17 protein-coding genes and 1 tRNA gene are annotated in these 13,701 nt (G+C 58.4%); 9 read left to right on the top strand and 9 right to left on the bottom strand.

Annotation, left to right across the window (positions count from 1 at the left end):
- Positions 1-81 precede the first annotated feature (81 nt).
- A tRNA-Ala gene (locus ACR0AA_RS21485) sits at positions 82-157 on the bottom strand.
- Positions 158-299: 142 nt separating this feature from the next.
- Positions 300-626: a TIGR02300 family protein gene (locus tag ACR0AA_RS21480; protein WP_480665844.1), complete on the bottom strand. Its 327-nt coding sequence runs from the start codon at positions 624-626 to the stop codon at positions 300-302.
- A gap of 100 nt (positions 627-726) precedes the next feature.
- Between ACR0AA_RS21480 and ACR0AA_RS21475 the strand changes: the two genes are divergently transcribed.
- The 3 genes from ACR0AA_RS21475 to ACR0AA_RS21465 all read left to right on the top strand — a co-directional run bounded on the left by ACR0AA_RS21475 (position 727) and on the right by ACR0AA_RS21465 (position 3,339).
- Positions 727-1,422: a M48 family metallopeptidase gene (locus ACR0AA_RS21475; protein WP_480757305.1), complete on the top strand. Its 696-nt coding sequence runs from the start codon at positions 727-729 to the stop codon at positions 1,420-1,422.
- Positions 1,423-1,452: 30 nt separating this feature from the next.
- Positions 1,453-2,100, top strand: coding sequence for a GntR family transcriptional regulator (locus ACR0AA_RS21470; protein WP_480665842.1), 648 nt, complete (start codon positions 1,453-1,455; stop codon positions 2,098-2,100).
- 111 nt (positions 2,101-2,211) lie between these two features.
- Positions 2,212-3,339, top strand: coding sequence for a lytic murein transglycosylase (locus ACR0AA_RS21465; RefSeq protein WP_480757303.1), 1,128 nt, complete (start codon positions 2,212-2,214; stop codon positions 3,337-3,339).
- Positions 3,340-3,343: 4 nt separating this feature from the next.
- Here ACR0AA_RS21465 and ACR0AA_RS21460 read toward each other — a convergent pair whose 3' ends face one another.
- Both ACR0AA_RS21460 and ACR0AA_RS21455 read right to left on the bottom strand, forming a co-directional pair.
- Complete coding sequence (locus tag ACR0AA_RS21460) at positions 3,344-4,306, bottom strand: acetyl-CoA carboxylase carboxyltransferase subunit alpha (protein ID WP_480665840.1); 963 nt, start codon at positions 4,304-4,306, stop codon at positions 3,344-3,346.
- A 100-nt stretch (positions 4,307-4,406) separates the two neighbouring features.
- Positions 4,407-5,090 carry a hypothetical protein gene (locus ACR0AA_RS21455; protein WP_480665839.1) on the bottom strand — a complete coding sequence of 228 codons (684 nt, stop codon included), beginning with the start codon at positions 5,088-5,090 and terminating at the stop codon, positions 4,407-4,409.
- Between the two features lie 154 nt (positions 5,091-5,244).
- Between ACR0AA_RS21455 and ACR0AA_RS21450 the strand changes: the two genes are divergently transcribed.
- Positions 5,245-6,078: an AraC family transcriptional regulator gene (locus ACR0AA_RS21450; protein ID WP_480757301.1), complete on the top strand. Its 834-nt coding sequence runs from the start codon at positions 5,245-5,247 to the stop codon at positions 6,076-6,078.
- 1 nt (position 6,079) lies between these two features.
- Here ACR0AA_RS21450 and ACR0AA_RS21445 read toward each other — a convergent pair whose 3' ends face one another.
- A complete protein-coding gene (locus ACR0AA_RS21445; protein WP_480665837.1) occupies positions 6,080-6,676 on the bottom strand; it encodes a LysE family translocator in 597 nt (198 codons plus the stop codon).
- Positions 6,677-6,749: 73 nt separating this feature from the next.
- On the opposite strand from ACR0AA_RS21445, the gene ACR0AA_RS21440 reads away from it, so the two are divergent.
- On the top strand, positions 6,750-7,202 hold the full coding sequence (locus ACR0AA_RS21440) for an Lrp/AsnC family transcriptional regulator (protein WP_480757298.1): 453 nt from the start codon (positions 6,750-6,752) through the stop codon (positions 7,200-7,202).
- Between the two features lie 117 nt (positions 7,203-7,319).
- Complete coding sequence (locus ACR0AA_RS21435) at positions 7,320-7,898, top strand: PA14 domain-containing protein (protein WP_480665835.1); 579 nt, start codon at positions 7,320-7,322, stop codon at positions 7,896-7,898.
- A gap of 36 nt (positions 7,899-7,934) precedes the next feature.
- On the opposite strand, the gene ACR0AA_RS21430 is transcribed toward ACR0AA_RS21435, so the two are convergent.
- Complete coding sequence (locus tag ACR0AA_RS21430) at positions 7,935-8,894, bottom strand: L-malyl-CoA/beta-methylmalyl-CoA lyase (protein ID WP_480757294.1); 960 nt, start codon at positions 8,892-8,894, stop codon at positions 7,935-7,937.
- A 295-nt stretch (positions 8,895-9,189) separates the two neighbouring features.
- Between ACR0AA_RS21430 and dgcN the strand changes: the two genes are divergently transcribed.
- From dgcN to ACR0AA_RS21415, 3 genes are all read left to right on the top strand, one after another.
- The gene (gene dgcN, locus ACR0AA_RS21425) at positions 9,190-10,191 is read left to right on the top strand and encodes an N-acetyltransferase DgcN (protein ID WP_480757291.1); all 1,002 of its coding nucleotides are present in this window, start codon (positions 9,190-9,192) and stop codon (positions 10,189-10,191) included.
- A gap of 74 nt (positions 10,192-10,265) precedes the next feature.
- Complete coding sequence (gene dgcA / locus ACR0AA_RS21420) at positions 10,266-11,231, top strand: N-acetyl-D-Glu racemase DgcA (protein WP_480665832.1); 966 nt, start codon at positions 10,266-10,268, stop codon at positions 11,229-11,231.
- Between the two features lie 11 nt (positions 11,232-11,242).
- Positions 11,243-12,103, top strand: coding sequence for a D-amino-acid transaminase (locus ACR0AA_RS21415; protein ID WP_480665831.1), 861 nt, complete (start codon positions 11,243-11,245; stop codon positions 12,101-12,103).
- A 43-nt stretch (positions 12,104-12,146) separates the two neighbouring features.
- On the opposite strand, the gene ACR0AA_RS21410 is transcribed toward ACR0AA_RS21415, so the two are convergent.
- The 3 genes from ACR0AA_RS21410 to ACR0AA_RS21400 all read right to left on the bottom strand — a co-directional run bounded on the left by ACR0AA_RS21410 (position 12,147) and on the right by ACR0AA_RS21400 (position 13,638).
- Complete coding sequence (locus ACR0AA_RS21410) at positions 12,147-12,461, bottom strand: DUF1244 domain-containing protein (RefSeq protein ID WP_480665830.1); 315 nt, start codon at positions 12,459-12,461, stop codon at positions 12,147-12,149.
- Between the two features lie 112 nt (positions 12,462-12,573).
- A complete protein-coding gene (locus ACR0AA_RS21405; RefSeq protein ID WP_480665829.1) occupies positions 12,574-12,813 on the bottom strand; it encodes a DUF6868 family protein in 240 nt (79 codons plus the stop codon).
- An 87-nt stretch (positions 12,814-12,900) separates the two neighbouring features.
- Positions 12,901-13,638: an N-formylglutamate amidohydrolase gene (locus ACR0AA_RS21400; protein WP_480665828.1), complete on the bottom strand. Its 738-nt coding sequence runs from the start codon at positions 13,636-13,638 to the stop codon at positions 12,901-12,903.
- Positions 13,639-13,701 lie beyond the last annotated feature (63 nt).

The following is a 13,701-nucleotide window of genomic DNA, read 5'->3' as shown; positions in this document are numbered from 1 at the left end:
GTAACACCTCACTGTAACAGACTCGTTTTTAAGCCCTTGTAATTTAAGGGGATAAGGTCAAATCAACAACTTATGGAGATTTGGTGGAGCCTAGGGGAGTCGAACCCCTGACCTCTTGCATGCCATGCAAGCGCTCTCCCAACTGAGCTAAGGCCCCTTCCAAGTGCCGCTGCTGCGGTGGACGGACGTTTATGAGACGGCGGCGATGAGTGCAAGTCCAAAATTGGATTTTGCCAAAAAGTTTCTGACCCGCATCTGAGGGTGGTTTGAGGCGGCGACAGGGCCGCCCCGGACCGCTTTTAGTTTTCGTCTTCCGACGACATGTCGGTGATATCGTCCAACGAGACGTTGTCGTCGCTGTCGTCATCATCGTCCAGCAGATCATCGTCCAGATCGACGTCGACATTGTCGTCATCATCCAGAACCAGATCGTCATCCGACGCGTTCTCGCGTGCTTTGGCCGATGCGGCATCTTCCGCGTCTGCGGCGATCATCCGGCTTTTGCCGGTTTCAAGCTCCACGATCTCGCCAGTGTAGGGGCTGATGATCGGGTCCTTGTTCAGGTCGTAAAAGCGCTTTCCGGTGGTCGGGCAAACGCGCTTTACGCCCCATTCTTCCTTGGGCATGTCAAATCCCCTTGATATCAGGTGAGTCGTAATAATGATTCAGGTCACGTGCCACATGCAGCGGGCACTGTCAAAGCCTTTGAGCAGGAGAAACAGGCATATGGGGGATCATGCATTGCCCGGAAAACCGCCGGTGCCGCTGACGCTGCGCAAATCGGCCAGGGCGCGGCGCATCAGTCTGCGGATTTCCCAATTGGACGGGCGGGTTACGCTGACCTACCCAAAGGGCGTGGCCGAGTCTGAGGCGTTGAATTTCGCCAAGGTAAAAGAGGACTGGATCCGCCAACATCTTCAGGACCGCCCAAGTCCATCAGCTGTGGAATTCGGCCAAACGATCCCCGTTGAGGGCAAGGACAGGCGAATCGTACCCGCCGAAGGTCGGCGTGTCCTGCTGCGGGATACAGAGGTTGCGGTCCCCGAAAGAGCCGAAGCCCGGCGGTTGGCCCGGTTCCTCAAAGAACTGGCGCGGGATCGTCTGACCGAGGCCTGCGACGATTACGCGGCGATGCTAGGCCGGCCCTATTCCAGCCTGACCTTGCGCGACACGCGTTCGCGCTGGGGGTCTTGCAGTTCGACCGGTGGGTTGATGTTTTCGTGGCGTCTGATCCTCGCCCCACCGGACATTCTGCACTATGTCGCTGCTCACGAGGTCGCGCATCTGGCTGAGATGAACCATTCGCCCGCGTTTTGGGCGCAGGTTGAGCGGTTGTTCGGCCCGTGCAAAGACCAGAGGCGCTGGCTGCGCGACAACGGGGCGCAGCTTCACCAGTACAGATTTGGTGCTGACGCGAGTTGACCCCGGGGTAGTATGTGATCACATGGGGGTATGTTAAGTGCCCGTCCAACCGACTCTCAGCCCGCCGCCCATGATCAGGTCTATCGAGCCCTGCGTTCACGTATCATGCACGGTGAGATGGCACCGGGGCAGGCGTTGACCCTGCGAGGGATCGGCAAGGAGTTCGACGTCTCGATGACGCCCGCGCGTGAGGCTGTTCGGCGGTTGGTGGCCGAAGGGGCACTGTTCCTGTCTTCGTCCGGCCGCGTTTCCACGCCCGAGCTGACCAATGACCGTATTGAAGAACTAGCGGCATTACGCGCCCTGTTGGAAGTCGAACTGGCCAGCCGCGCTTTGCCCCGCGCGCACATGGCATTGATTGACCGGTTGCAAAGCATCAACATGAACGTTGCTGAAATGGTCACCAAGCGGGATGCGGTCGGCTATATCCGGTCCAACCTGGAATTTCATCGGACACTGTATCTGCGCGCGCAGGCGCCCGCGATGCTGGCCATTGTCGAGACTGTTTGGCTGCAATTGGGGCCAACCATGCGTGCGCTTTACGGGCGGTTGCGGCGGACAGAGCCGCCGCATTACCACAAGCTGATCATTGCCGCGTTGAAAGCAGGGGACGAACCCGGGCTGCGTCTGGCGGTGCGCTCGGATGTGACCCAGGGGCTTCGGATGCTGGTCAGCTGAGCGGCTTGTTGCCGAATGGCTCGGATTGCTTTTGTGGGGTGTCGCCGCGCTGGCTTGAGCGTCGCGTCTGCGATACTCTGAGCCAAATCACAACAAGAGCAGATTTCAAACATGATCAATCGACGCCTGTTTTCGCTTGGACTCGGATCGACCTTTCTGGCCGCGTGTTCAGGAGGAACTCCGACCAGTGCCCCTGCAACGCGGATGCGGACCGTCCCCAATGCAGGCTGGGACGCCTGGGTCGCCGGTTTCAAATCGCGTGCAGCCTCGCAAGGAATTTCGCAGACGACCATGAGTCGAGCCTTTCAGGGGGCAGGGTACTTGCCTGACGTGATCGAGCGTGACCGCAATCAGGTCGAATTCAAACGCTCGTTAGAGGACTATCTGGCGATTGCGGCGTCAGATGAACGGATCAACACGGGCAAACAGATGATGGTGCGCCATGCTGGCACCCTTTCGGCGATCGAGGCGCAATATGGTGTCGACAAAGAGGTCATCGTGGCCGTCTGGGGCCTGGAAAGCCGCTATGGAGCCCGCCGCGGGGACGTCCCGGTGGTGTCGGCCGTATCGACACTGGCCTATGACGGTCGCCGCGGTGCGTTTTTTGAAAAGCAACTGGTAGCTGCCCTGAAGATTATTCAGGAGGGCGATACGACACCCTCGAATATGACCGGCAGTTGGGCCGGGGCCATGGGGCACACCCAGTTTATTCCCACGTCCTATCTGGCCTACGCGGTCGATTTCACCGGAGACGGGCGGAGAGACATTTGGTCCGAAGACCCGACGGATTCGCTGGCCTCAACAGCTTCCTACCTGGCGCGTGCCGGATGGGTGCGCGGGCAGCCGTGGGGCGGAGAAGTTGGCACCGTGTCCGGCACCCCGACCGCGGTGTTACAGCCGCAGACACCCGGGCCTCGCATTGCGGTGTTCCGCAATTTTCAGGTGATCAAGCGCTACAACAACTCGGACAGTTACGCGATTGGCGTCGGACATCTGTCCGACCGGATTGCGGGCGCCACGCCATTCCAGGCGTCATTCGGGCCGGACGCGACCGGTTTGACGCTTGAGGATCGTAAGGAGCTTCAGCGACGCCTGACATCCGCAGGCCACGACACACAAGGCGCGGACGGTGTCATCGGCAACAACACGAAATCCGCCATCAGTGCGTATCAGCGCGCCAATGGGCAGGCTGTGACCGGAGAGCCTTCGGCGGCGTTGTTGCGCCAGCTTGGCGGCTGACGGTTTAGGCCGCCAGCCCTTTCGAGCCGATATCCAGGAATTTCTGACGGCGGTCCTTGATCAGGGCCGCTGCATCTTTGCCGTCCAGCTCTTTGAGCATGGCATCGATGGCGTTCCGCACGGATTCGACGGTGGCTTCGCGATCCCGATGCGCACCCCCCTTGGGTTCGGTGATAATGTGATCGCAGACACCCAGCTTGTGCAGGTCCTGTGCCGTCAGACGCAGGGCTTCGGCCGCCTCACGCATCTTTTCCGAGTCCTTCCAAAGGATCGAGGCGCAGCCCTCGGGCGAGATCACCGAGTAAACCGAATGCTCCAGCATCGCGACACGGTTTGCCGTTGCAAACGCGACCGCACCACCCGAGCCACCTTCGCCGATAATCACGGACACCAGCGGCACGCCGATCTTAAGGCACATTTCGGTCGATCGCGCGATGGCTTCAGATTGGCCACGTTCTTCGGCGCCCTTGCCGGGGTAGGCGCCCGCTGTATCAATCAGGGTGATGACTGGCAGTCCAAACCGGCCCGCCATTTCCATCAGGCGTACGGCCTTACGATAGCCTTCGGGTCGGGCCATGCCGAAATTCCGTTCGATCCGCGACTTGGTGTCGGAACCTTTTTCGTGCCCGATCACCATAACGGGCTGGTCATTGAACCGGGCCAGACCGCCGATCACCGCCAGATCGTCGGCAAAGTTCCGGTCACCCGCCAGCGGAGTGAATTCGGTGAACAGAGCCTCGACATAATCCTTGCAGTGCGGCCTCTCGGGATGGCGCGCCACTTGGCATTTTCTCCACGGGGTGAGCTCACCATACAGTTCGTCCAGCAGCTTGGCGGCCTTGGCGTCCAGCGCGGCGGCTTCTTCGGCCACGTCCATTTCTTCGTTAGCGCGAGCCAGCGCGCGCAATTCCTCGGCCTTGCCTTCGATCTCGGCCAGGGGTTTTTCGAAATCCAGATACTGGGTCATGACGCCTCTCAACGCGGAAGTTCTTCGCTATATGAACTTGCTGTCGGAGGAATGCAACACAAGGCAAAGCAGCCCCGTTCGGCGGCTGCGCCGGTATAGGTCACTTTGCCGGGACATAACTGGACGGCAATCCGTCCGCATCCGCGTTGACCATGTAGTATTGGTTTTCGCCGCTGTCCCAAACTAGAAAGGCGTCAGCCCCTTCAGGTTTGGTCTGTTCGCCCCAGGGGGCCTGAATGGTCAAAGCTTCGTTTGTCGCATATCCCAGATCGGACACGCGCAGCATTTCAACCGGTGTTGTCTTGAGCGCACCGACAATACCGGGCGTTTGATCCTCGAACATCGCCTTGACCGCAGGGGCCATATCCAGCCGCTCAATCAGTCGCGTATTTTTCAGTGCGACATCGTCCAGTGAAACAAGCTCGTAAGCCTCGTCAAACGTGTTCTTGCCAATGATGTAGAAGTCCGGGCCATCCTTGCGGAACTGGAGAGCTATGATCGAACCGGTGTTCTCGGCCAGATACGCCTGATCGTAGCTTGTGCCATCGACCGAACCGAGGTTGTCGCGGATCGCTTGGGGAATTGCGTCGAAATCATCGCTGGTCAGTTGCCAGCCAAGGATTGGCCGATCCTTGATGTAGGTTTCAGCGGTCGGGCTGTGCTGGCTGACGCGTTCGGCAATCATGGTTTGGGATTGGACGTCATCGGCCTGCGCAATTGCAGGCATTAAAGTAATGAAGGCAGCAATCATAATGTGGCGGAGCGGGAAAGACAGGGTGATCATGACAGTCCTCAGTTCACGTGTTGAATAGTGATTTGTCTATGTGCGTAACGCGTCAAGTGTAACATTTTTGCATGGGCATTCCGATGCAAATTCAGCAAGATTTGTGGCTGGGAAATATGCATCTTCATGAGGGCAGAGCGAAGGGAGGATGTAGATGGCAGCCAGCTATGAAGACCGCGTATTGCGCGTGTTGGTCCATATTCACGACAACCCCGCCGGAGACCTGTCGCTGGACGCGTTGGCGGATGTCGCGGCGATGTCCCGGTTCCACTGGCACCGCGTGTTTCGGGCGATTACTGGCGAGACCTGCGCGCAGGCAGTGCGTCGGGTTCGGCTTCATCGCGCCGCAAGCTGGTTGGTGATGACCGATAAACCTGTGGTGCAGATCGCGACCGATGTCGGCTATCCAAACCTGAAATCATTTGCGCGGGCCTTTGCTGAGGCCTACGGCAGTAGCCCCGCCGCTTTTCGTCAAGCCGGACAGTTCCTTCCGGCCAATCCACGATTCAAAACCGGAGATTATCCAATGCACCCCGTTGAAACCCGCACTGAACCAGCCCGACGTGTTATCGCTCTGCCGCACAAGGGTGATTATTCGCAAATCGGCAAAAGTTTTGAGGCCTTTGGCGCTCTGTGTGAGTCCCGGCAATTGTGGCCCAAGGTTGGCCCGGTTCTTGCTGTGTATCTGGATAGCCCGGACGACACGCCAGAGGAGCAATTGCGCAGCTTGGCCGGTGCCGAATATCATGGCGACGGAACGCCCGAAGGTATGGAAAGCCTGGAAATTCCGGGCGGGAGAACCGCGGTTCTGACCTATAAGGGCCCGTACTTTGGCATTCGCGCCGCTTACCACAGCTTGTTTGGCAACTGGTTGCCCCAGTCGGGTGAAGAACCCGCGGATCAGCCGTGCTACGAAATCTACCTGAACAACCCGCGTGATACGGCGCCCGAAGATTTGCTGACGGAAATCTGCCTGCCGCTGAAGTAACTCAGTTTGGCCACAGGACCGGGTAAAGCGAGCCCACCAGCAGCGCCGCCATTGTCCAGTTGAACACAACCAACCGGCGCGGGTTCGTCAGGACGCGCGCCATCTGTTGTCCCAGGACGGTCCATGTGCTGACAGAGGGAAGGTTGACTGCTCCGAACACCAGGGCGACAACGACGATGGCCTGCAAGGTCTGATCCGGCGTGTAGGCTGTGGTTGCCGTCAGGGCCATGGCCCAGGCCTTGGGATTGACCCACTGAAATGCGGCCGCTTGAAGGAACGTCATCGGAGTGCCCGTGTCGCTTGCCCCCTTGGCCGGGGCAGCGTTTGCGATTTTCCACGCAAGAAGTAACAGATACGCGACCGAGGCGACCTTCAGCAACGTATAGCTGACCGGATACATATCGAACAGCTGTACCAAACCTGTACCGACCAAAAGCACCATGAATGTGAACCCCAGCCCGATCCCCAGCATGTGCGGGATGCTTTTGCGGAATCCGAAATTCGCCCCCGATGCCATCAGCATCAGGTTGTTTGGGCCCGGCGTAATGGAGGAGACAAAGGCAAAGGTGATCAGGGCCAGAAGGATATCATAGGTCATGAGCGGGATAATTGCCTTAAATTCAACAAATGAAATTGCGTTTTAGTGCGCTTCTTCGCTAATGTCGCAATTAATGACGAAAATTGACCATATAAATCGGCAAATATTGCGAGAGCTCTCGCATGATGGCCGCATCAGCAATCTGGATCTGGCGGATCGGGTAGGGTTGTCGCCGTCTGCCTGCCTGCGCCGCGTTCAGGAACTGGAGCGTTCGGGCGTTATCTCGGGCTATCGTGCGGTTTTGAACGCGACGGCGCTGGGCGTCGGTTTTGTGGCCTATATCGGTGTTGGGCTCGGCGAACATACCAAGGCCGCGCAGGAGGGGTTCGAGCGTGCTCTGCAGTTGTCGCCCGAAGTGGTCGAGTGTCACAACATCACGGGCACGATCGAGTATCTGCTGCGTGTGGAATGTGCCGACCTTCCGTCATACAAAACCTTCCACACTGAAATACTCGGCACGCTGCCGCATGTGACCTCGATTACCTCATACGTGGTGATGGATTCGCCGAAGGATACGCGCGCCTGACGTTGGGATTGTGAACCTTAACTGCCTTGCAGGGTGAATTTTCAGGGCCTAGTGTCTTCTCAAGGGTCCGGTTGAAGTGAGGGGAAACCTCAATGGGCCGCACACAGGGAGAAGACTATGAAACTCATTCGGATCGGGACGCTGGCTACGGCTATGGCGTTGATCGCAGGCGTGGCCATGTCCGCGCCGCTGAAATTGCAACCTGCTAACCCGCAGCCCAGCCCCAAAGCGGGATTGAATGTGAAATATGCGTGGGAAGGAAACCCGCCGCGCAAGATTCAAAACCTTGCCAAGGTTAAGCACTTGCTGAAAAAGGCGCAGGCTGGCCAGCCTTTGCGCGGTTTGGACTACCGCGACACTGCTGAGGGCGACCCGGTCCTGACGTTCAACGAAGCCTATAACGTTGCTGCTGAGATCACGGGCTACATCCGTTTTGACTCGCCCGGAATTTACGAGCTGGAAACCTGGTCCAATGACGGTATCGACGCCTATGTCGGAGGCCAGCAGATCGGATATGTCAATGGGCGTCAGGGATGCGAGGCCAACCAGCGCACTGAGGTCGAGGTTCCGCAGGCCGGGTGGTATCCGCTGAACATCAAGTATTTTCAGAAATACGGAACATCCTGCCTGATGATGAAATGGGGCAAGCAGGGCGAGCGGGTCACCTGGACGCCCAACGACGTGTTTGGCCGCTAAGAATAAAGGCGCCCGGTGGGCGCCTTTATTTTGTGTTTAGCTTGCTGCGATCAGCTCGGCCTGTGCCACGATGACCTCAGCTTGTTTGATCGACGCAATATCGACCAGGCGGCCTTTGTAGACTGTCGCGCCCTCTCCGTTGGCCTTGGCCTGTTCCATCGCGGCCAGAATTTCGCGCGCTTCGGACACGGCTTCTTCTGACGGGGTAAAGACCTGATTGGCCAGCGCGATCTGCTTGGGGTGAATTGCCCATTTGCCGACCATTCCCAGTGTGGCCGAGCGTTTTGCCTGCGCGATATAGCCTTCGTCATCCGAGAAGTCGCCAAACGGACCGTCCACCGGCAGCACACCGTGAGTGCGACAGGCGGCAACGATGGCCGCCTGCGCCCAATGCCACGGATCAGACCAGTGTTTTTCGCCTTCGCGCAGCATGTAATAGTTTTCCTGCGTTCCACCGATCCCGGTGGTCTGCATACCCATCGAGGCCGCGAAATCCGCCGCACCGAGGCTCATCGCCTGCATACGGGGGGAAGAGGCTGCGATTTCTTCGACATGGGCGATACCCGCAGCGGATTCGATGATGACCTCAAAGCTGACTGGTTTGGTGCGGCCCTTGGCGCGTTCGATGGCCGTGACCAGCGCGTCGACGGCGTAGACATCCGCCGCGCATCCCACTTTGGGGATCATGATCTGATCCAGACGGTCGCCAGCCTGTTCCAGTAGATCAACCACGTCGCGGTACCAATAGGGTGTGTCCAGCCCGTTGATGCGGACCGACATGTACTTGTTGCCCCAGTCGACGGTATTCAGCGCTTCGATCACGTTCGCGCGCGCCACATCCTTGTCCGAAGGCGCGACCGAGTCTTCCAGATCAAGGTTGATCACATCCGCAGTCGAAGCAGCCATTTTCGGGAAAAGCTTGGTGTTTGATCCGGGTCCGAACAATTGGCAGCGATTGGGGCGCGCGGGGGCGGCGGGTTGAATGCGAAAGCTCATCTGGACCTCGTGCGAGAAAGGAAATTACGATTTTCTTGCCTCATGAGGTATTAAATTGCGCAGGGCATGGCAAGTATCTTTGTGCAGCTGCGGCATTGCAATCGCAGCAATCGCCGAAAAACAGGAGCAAAACAGTGATTAAAGTTTAATCGCTTTGAAAACTTGAAAAATTGATGCGCGAAATATGTAAACTGCGCAAAATTTTCCCGCACGATGGGGCGTCGATGGTCGAAAACGCGAAACACTCGTGGAATTCGTCCCCTAGGCTGCGTCGGAATCAAAGGAGTGAACCGCAATGATCGAGACACCGTACCTGCTGTTTTTGGGCGATGCGCCCGACCAATTGGCGGCCAAAGTGGCAGTTGGCATCAAGGACTGGCGTCCTGAAAATGCCGTGGGCCAGTACCGTATGGACGGTTGCAAGGCTGATCTGGGCCTGACCGACATGAGCCTGACCGAAGCGAAAGAAGCTGGCGCAAAGACTCTGGTCATCGGCGTGGCCAACCGTGGCGGCGTCATCAGCCAAGAGTGGAAAAAGGTTCTGGTGATGGCGCTGGAGGAAGGTTTTGACTTGGCCTCGGGCCTGCACAACCTGCTGCGCGACGAGCCCGATCTGGTTGCCGTCGCCGAAGCTACCGGCCGAAAGCTGCACGATGTTCGCGTTCCCGAAGTCGAATATCCGATCGCAAATGGCATCAAGCGCAAGGGAAAGCGTTGTCTGGCCGTGGGCACCGACTGCTCGGTTGGCAAGATGTACACGGCCATGGCGATGGATGCCGAGATGCGCAAGCGCGGCATGAAGTCGACTTTCCGCGCCACCGGACAGACCGGCATCCTGATAACTGGTGACGGCGTGCCGCTGGACGCTGTCATCGCGGACTTCATGGCAGGCTCGGTCGAATGGCTGACACCTGACAATGACGATGACCACTGGGACCTGATCGAAGGGCAGGGCTCGTTGTTCCACGTGTCCTATTCGGGCGTGACCATGGCGCTGATCCACGGCGGCCAACCGGATGCCCTGATCCTGTCGCACGAACCGACCCGCGAGCATATGCGCGGTCTGCCGACGTATCAGTTGCCGACACTGGAAGCCCTGCGGGATACGGCGCTGGCACTGGCCAAGGTGGCCAACCCGGACTGTCAGGTTGTGGGCGTTTCGGTCAACACGCAGCACATGAGTGAAGCCGACGCCACTGCCTATCTGGCGAAGATCGAAGCCGATATGGGACTGCCTGCCACAGACCCATTCCGCTTTGGTTCGGGCAAACTGGTGGATGCACTGGCCGCAATGTGATCTAAGCGGTGCGCCGGAGGCGGGGTTGTCCGCCTCCGGCGGGAGTATTTTTAAAAAGATGAAGGAGCTGGCGCGTGCAGGTAGAAGTCTCTCGTGACGTGTTTCGGCTGGCGCAGGTGTTCACCATCTCGCGCGGGTCTCGGACCGAAGCAAAAGTGCTGACGGTACGGGTGTCTGACGGAATGCATCAGGGGTGGGGCGAATGTGTGCCCTATGCCCGATATGACGAAACGCTGGAATCGGTCGTGGCCGAGATCGACGCGCTGCCTGCCGAGTTCACCCGAGACAGCTTGATGGACCTGTTGCCTGCAGGTGCTGCGCGGAATGCGGTGGACTGTGCGCTGTGGGACCTGGAGGCCAAACGGGCTGGAAAACGGGCCTGGGAACTGGCTGGATTGCCGGTGCCGGGTCCCGAGATCACGGCGTATACTCTGTCGCTCGACACGCCCGAGAAAATGCAGGCGCAGGCGGCCGCGAATGCGCATCGTCCCTTGCTGAAGATCAAGCTTGGTACTCCGGATGACATGCCCCGGCTCGAGGCCGTGCGCGCAGGCGCGCCGGACGCCAAGATCATCGTGGACGCCAACGAGGGCTGGTCGGCCGAGGTTTATGCCGATCTGGCTCCGCACCTGGTGCGACTGGGCGTTGCATTGGTGGAACAACCTCTGCCTGCAGGGGAAGACGACGCGCTGATCGGGATGGATCGTCCGGTGCCTGTATGTGCGGACGAGTCCTGTCACGACCGCACCAGCCTGCCAAAGCTGAAAGGCAAATATGATGTGGTCAACATCAAGCTGGATAAAACCGGCGGCCTGACCGAGGCGCTGGCATTGCGTGAAGCTGCCTTGGCAGAAGGCTACAAAGTCATGGTCGGCTGTATGGTCGGCAGCTCTTTGGCTATGGCCCCTGCGACACTGTTGGCACAGGGCGCAATGGTTACAGACCTTGACGGCCCGCTGTTGCTGGCCGAAGACCGCGACACCCCGCTGATTTTTGATGACGCCGGAGTGCACCCGCCTGTGGCGGCACTTTGGGGCTGAGGAGACAAGACATGACCCGCACCGTTTACGTAAACGGCGACTACCTGCCCGAGACCGAGGCCAAGGTATCCATCTTTGACCGTGGTTTTCTGTTCGCAGACGCCGTTTACGAAGTCACTAGCGTTCTGGACGGCAAGCTGATCGATTTCGAAGGCCACGCCGTGCGCCTGAAGCGGTCGCTGGACGAGCTGGAGATGGCCGAGCCCTGCACCAAGGAAGAACTGCTGGAGATTCACCGCAAACTGGTGGAGCTGAACGGCATCGAAGAAGGTCTGGTCTATCTGCAGGTCAGCCGTGGCTCGGATGGCGATCGGGACTTTGTATTCCCGTCGGCGGATACCAAGCCCAGCCTCGTTCTGTTCACTCAGAACAAGCCGGGCCTGGCCGATAGCCCCGCAGCCAAGAAGGGTGCCAAGATCATCTCGATCGAGGATATTCGCTGGGGCCGTCGCGACATTAAGACCGTGCAGTTGCTGTACCCGTCGATGGGCAAGATGATGGCCAAGAAGGCAGGTTGTGACGACGCGTGGCTGGTTGAAGACGGTTATGTGACCGAAGGCACCAGCAACAACGCATACTTCGTCAAAGGCGGCAAGATTGTCACCCGCCCGCTGTCGAACGACATTCTGCACGGTATCACCCGCAAGGCGGTTCTGCGCATGGCGGCAGAGGCCCAAATGGAAGTGGAAGAACGCCTGTTCACCATTGAAGAGGCGAAAGAGGCAGACGAGGCCTTCACCACCTCGGCCAGCGCCTTTGTCATGCCGGTGGTTGAGATCGACGGCGTGACCTTGGGCGACGGAACGCCCGGCCCAATCGCGAAACGGTTGCGCGAGATTTACCTGGACGAAAGCCGCAAGGCCGCAATCTAAAGAAAGAGGCCCGCCGATCTGGCGGGCCTTCTTCGTTTCAGGACTAGCCCTTATCAGTGACGTTCTCTTCGAACGCGACCTTGAAAGCGGCCTGTTTTTCGGGACTCGCCTCGGTCTGGTATTTGGCCTTCCACTCATCCATCGTCATGCCATAGAAAATCTCGCGGGCCTCGTCTTTGCCCATCTCAATGCCTTTTTCATTGGCGGCTTCCTGATACCACCGCGACAGGCAGTTGCGGCAGAACCCGGCCAGATTCATCATGTCGATGTTCTGCACATCCTTGCGGTCTTCCATCAGGTGCTTTTGCAACCGGCGGAACGCGGCGGCCTGAAGTTCGATTTCGGTTTGCTTGTCCATGGTCTGGCTCCGACTGGTTTTCTGGCGTTCTGAGCCTGACTTAACGATCCAAACGCGGTCTTACAACAAACACGAAGGGCCTTGCGGCCCTTCGCGGCTTTGGACATTGGTCCTATGCCAGTTTAAGTGCCAGCCATGGCATCATGCAGAACACGATTGTCAGGATCTTGTAGTTGGCAAGATACCTAAAGTAGGCCCTTTTGACCTCTGCACGTTCCATTTGGAACATTCTGCTGTGTATTCCGGCGATCCAGTCCCGAAAGCCTATGATCATCAGCGTGGTAAAAAGCAGAAGGGCGATGTTTAGAACCGTCATCCAGCCGAAGACGGTCGTCAGGAATTCCTGAGTCATGGTCGTCTCCTTTCCTGAAATATATGGGGATCAGGAGATGCGCTCACAATGACGTGAGCGCCGAAAACGACCTGCATTGACCTTACGTCACAACCTGCTTTCGTCCAGTGCGTCCTGCAGGATCGGTGCCAGACGCTCTGCCCATTCTCGCTGCCCTGCATTATCTGCAATCAGGTCATTTCTCAGTTCTATCAACGCATTAGGCCGTCCAAAGCTGGTGCAGTGCTTGTCAATCGCATCACCCGGCAGAACACCGGTATACGGCTCATTGACGCCGACGGACAGATCGCCCTCGGCCTTCAGCCGGTTGATCAGGGGGCGCGAGAAGCGTTCGTCCGGCGTGTGCAGAATTCCGATGTGCCATGGGCGCGGTTCTCGTCCCCGCAGCTGCCGTGTGAACGAGTGCATGGAAACGATCACCGCATGGGGCAGCGCGGCCATCTGTGCCAGTGCTTCATGATAGGGGCGGTAGCACATATTCAGACGTCGTTCACGCTCGGCCGCGTCGGCGTGGCGGTTGCCGGGAATGATCGAACCGTCATAAAGCTTCATCAGCAGGGTCGGGTCATCTTCACCTCGGTTCGGGTCGATCACGAGCCGAGAAAAATTGGCGGCGATCACCGGGGCGTTCAGGATCTCTCCCAGATGTTTCGACACCTCATAGGCCCCGACGTCATAAGCGATATGGCGCTCCATATCCTCGCGCGGCAGTCCCAGGTCGCCGCCGTTGATTTCGGGCGGAACCGTGTTGGTTGCGTGGTCGCATGTGATCAGCCAGCGCGAGGGGCGATCGGCGCCGTGGATAAAAAACGGGGAATACGTCATAAGCCTGTCATCTAGTTTGTCGCAGGTGTAGGGCAGTTGCTTTGAAAAGGGAATTGCGCAATA

Source organism: Ruegeria sp. CE8, assembly GCF_056537465.1.
Note: the sequence above shows the minus strand (reverse complement) of the source record. Positions and strands in the feature narration are given on the sequence as shown.

Bases quoted from the DNA above. Each gene is read 5' to 3' on its own strand.
- ACR0AA_RS21480 (WP_480665844.1), bottom strand. From the start codon at position 626: ATGCCCAAGGAAGAATGGGGCGTAAAGCGCGTTTGCCCGACCACCGGA.
- ACR0AA_RS21475 (WP_480757305.1), top strand. From the start codon at position 727: ATGGGGGATCATGCATTGCCCGGAAAACCGCCGGTGCCGCTGACGCTG.
- ACR0AA_RS21470 (WP_480665842.1), top strand. From the start codon at position 1,453: ATGTTAAGTGCCCGTCCAACCGACTCTCAGCCCGCCGCCCATGATCAG.
- ACR0AA_RS21465 (WP_480757303.1), top strand. From the start codon at position 2,212: ATGATCAATCGACGCCTGTTTTCGCTTGGACTCGGATCGACCTTTCTG.
- ACR0AA_RS21460 (WP_480665840.1), bottom strand. From the start codon at position 4,306: ATGACCCAGTATCTGGATTTCGAAAAACCCCTGGCCGAGATCGAAGGC.
- ACR0AA_RS21455 (WP_480665839.1), bottom strand. From the start codon at position 5,090: ATGATCACCCTGTCTTTCCCGCTCCGCCACATTATGATTGCTGCCTTC.
- ACR0AA_RS21450 (WP_480757301.1), top strand. From the start codon at position 5,245: ATGGCAGCCAGCTATGAAGACCGCGTATTGCGCGTGTTGGTCCATATT.
- ACR0AA_RS21445 (WP_480665837.1), bottom strand. From the start codon at position 6,676: ATGACCTATGATATCCTTCTGGCCCTGATCACCTTTGCCTTTGTCTCC.
- ACR0AA_RS21440 (WP_480757298.1), top strand. From the start codon at position 6,750: ATGACGAAAATTGACCATATAAATCGGCAAATATTGCGAGAGCTCTCG.
- ACR0AA_RS21435 (WP_480665835.1), top strand. From the start codon at position 7,320: ATGAAACTCATTCGGATCGGGACGCTGGCTACGGCTATGGCGTTGATC.
- ACR0AA_RS21430 (WP_480757294.1), bottom strand. From the start codon at position 8,894: ATGAGCTTTCGCATTCAACCCGCCGCCCCCGCGCGCCCCAATCGCTGC.
- dgcN (WP_480757291.1), top strand. From the start codon at position 9,190: ATGATCGAGACACCGTACCTGCTGTTTTTGGGCGATGCGCCCGACCAA.
- ACR0AA_RS21415 (WP_480665831.1), top strand. From the start codon at position 11,243: ATGACCCGCACCGTTTACGTAAACGGCGACTACCTGCCCGAGACCGAG.
- ACR0AA_RS21410 (WP_480665830.1), bottom strand. From the start codon at position 12,461: ATGGACAAGCAAACCGAAATCGAACTTCAGGCCGCCGCGTTCCGCCGG.
- ACR0AA_RS21405 (WP_480665829.1), bottom strand. From the start codon at position 12,813: ATGACTCAGGAATTCCTGACGACCGTCTTCGGCTGGATGACGGTTCTA.
- ACR0AA_RS21400 (WP_480665828.1), bottom strand. From the start codon at position 13,638: ATGACGTATTCCCCGTTTTTTATCCACGGCGCCGATCGCCCCTCGCGC.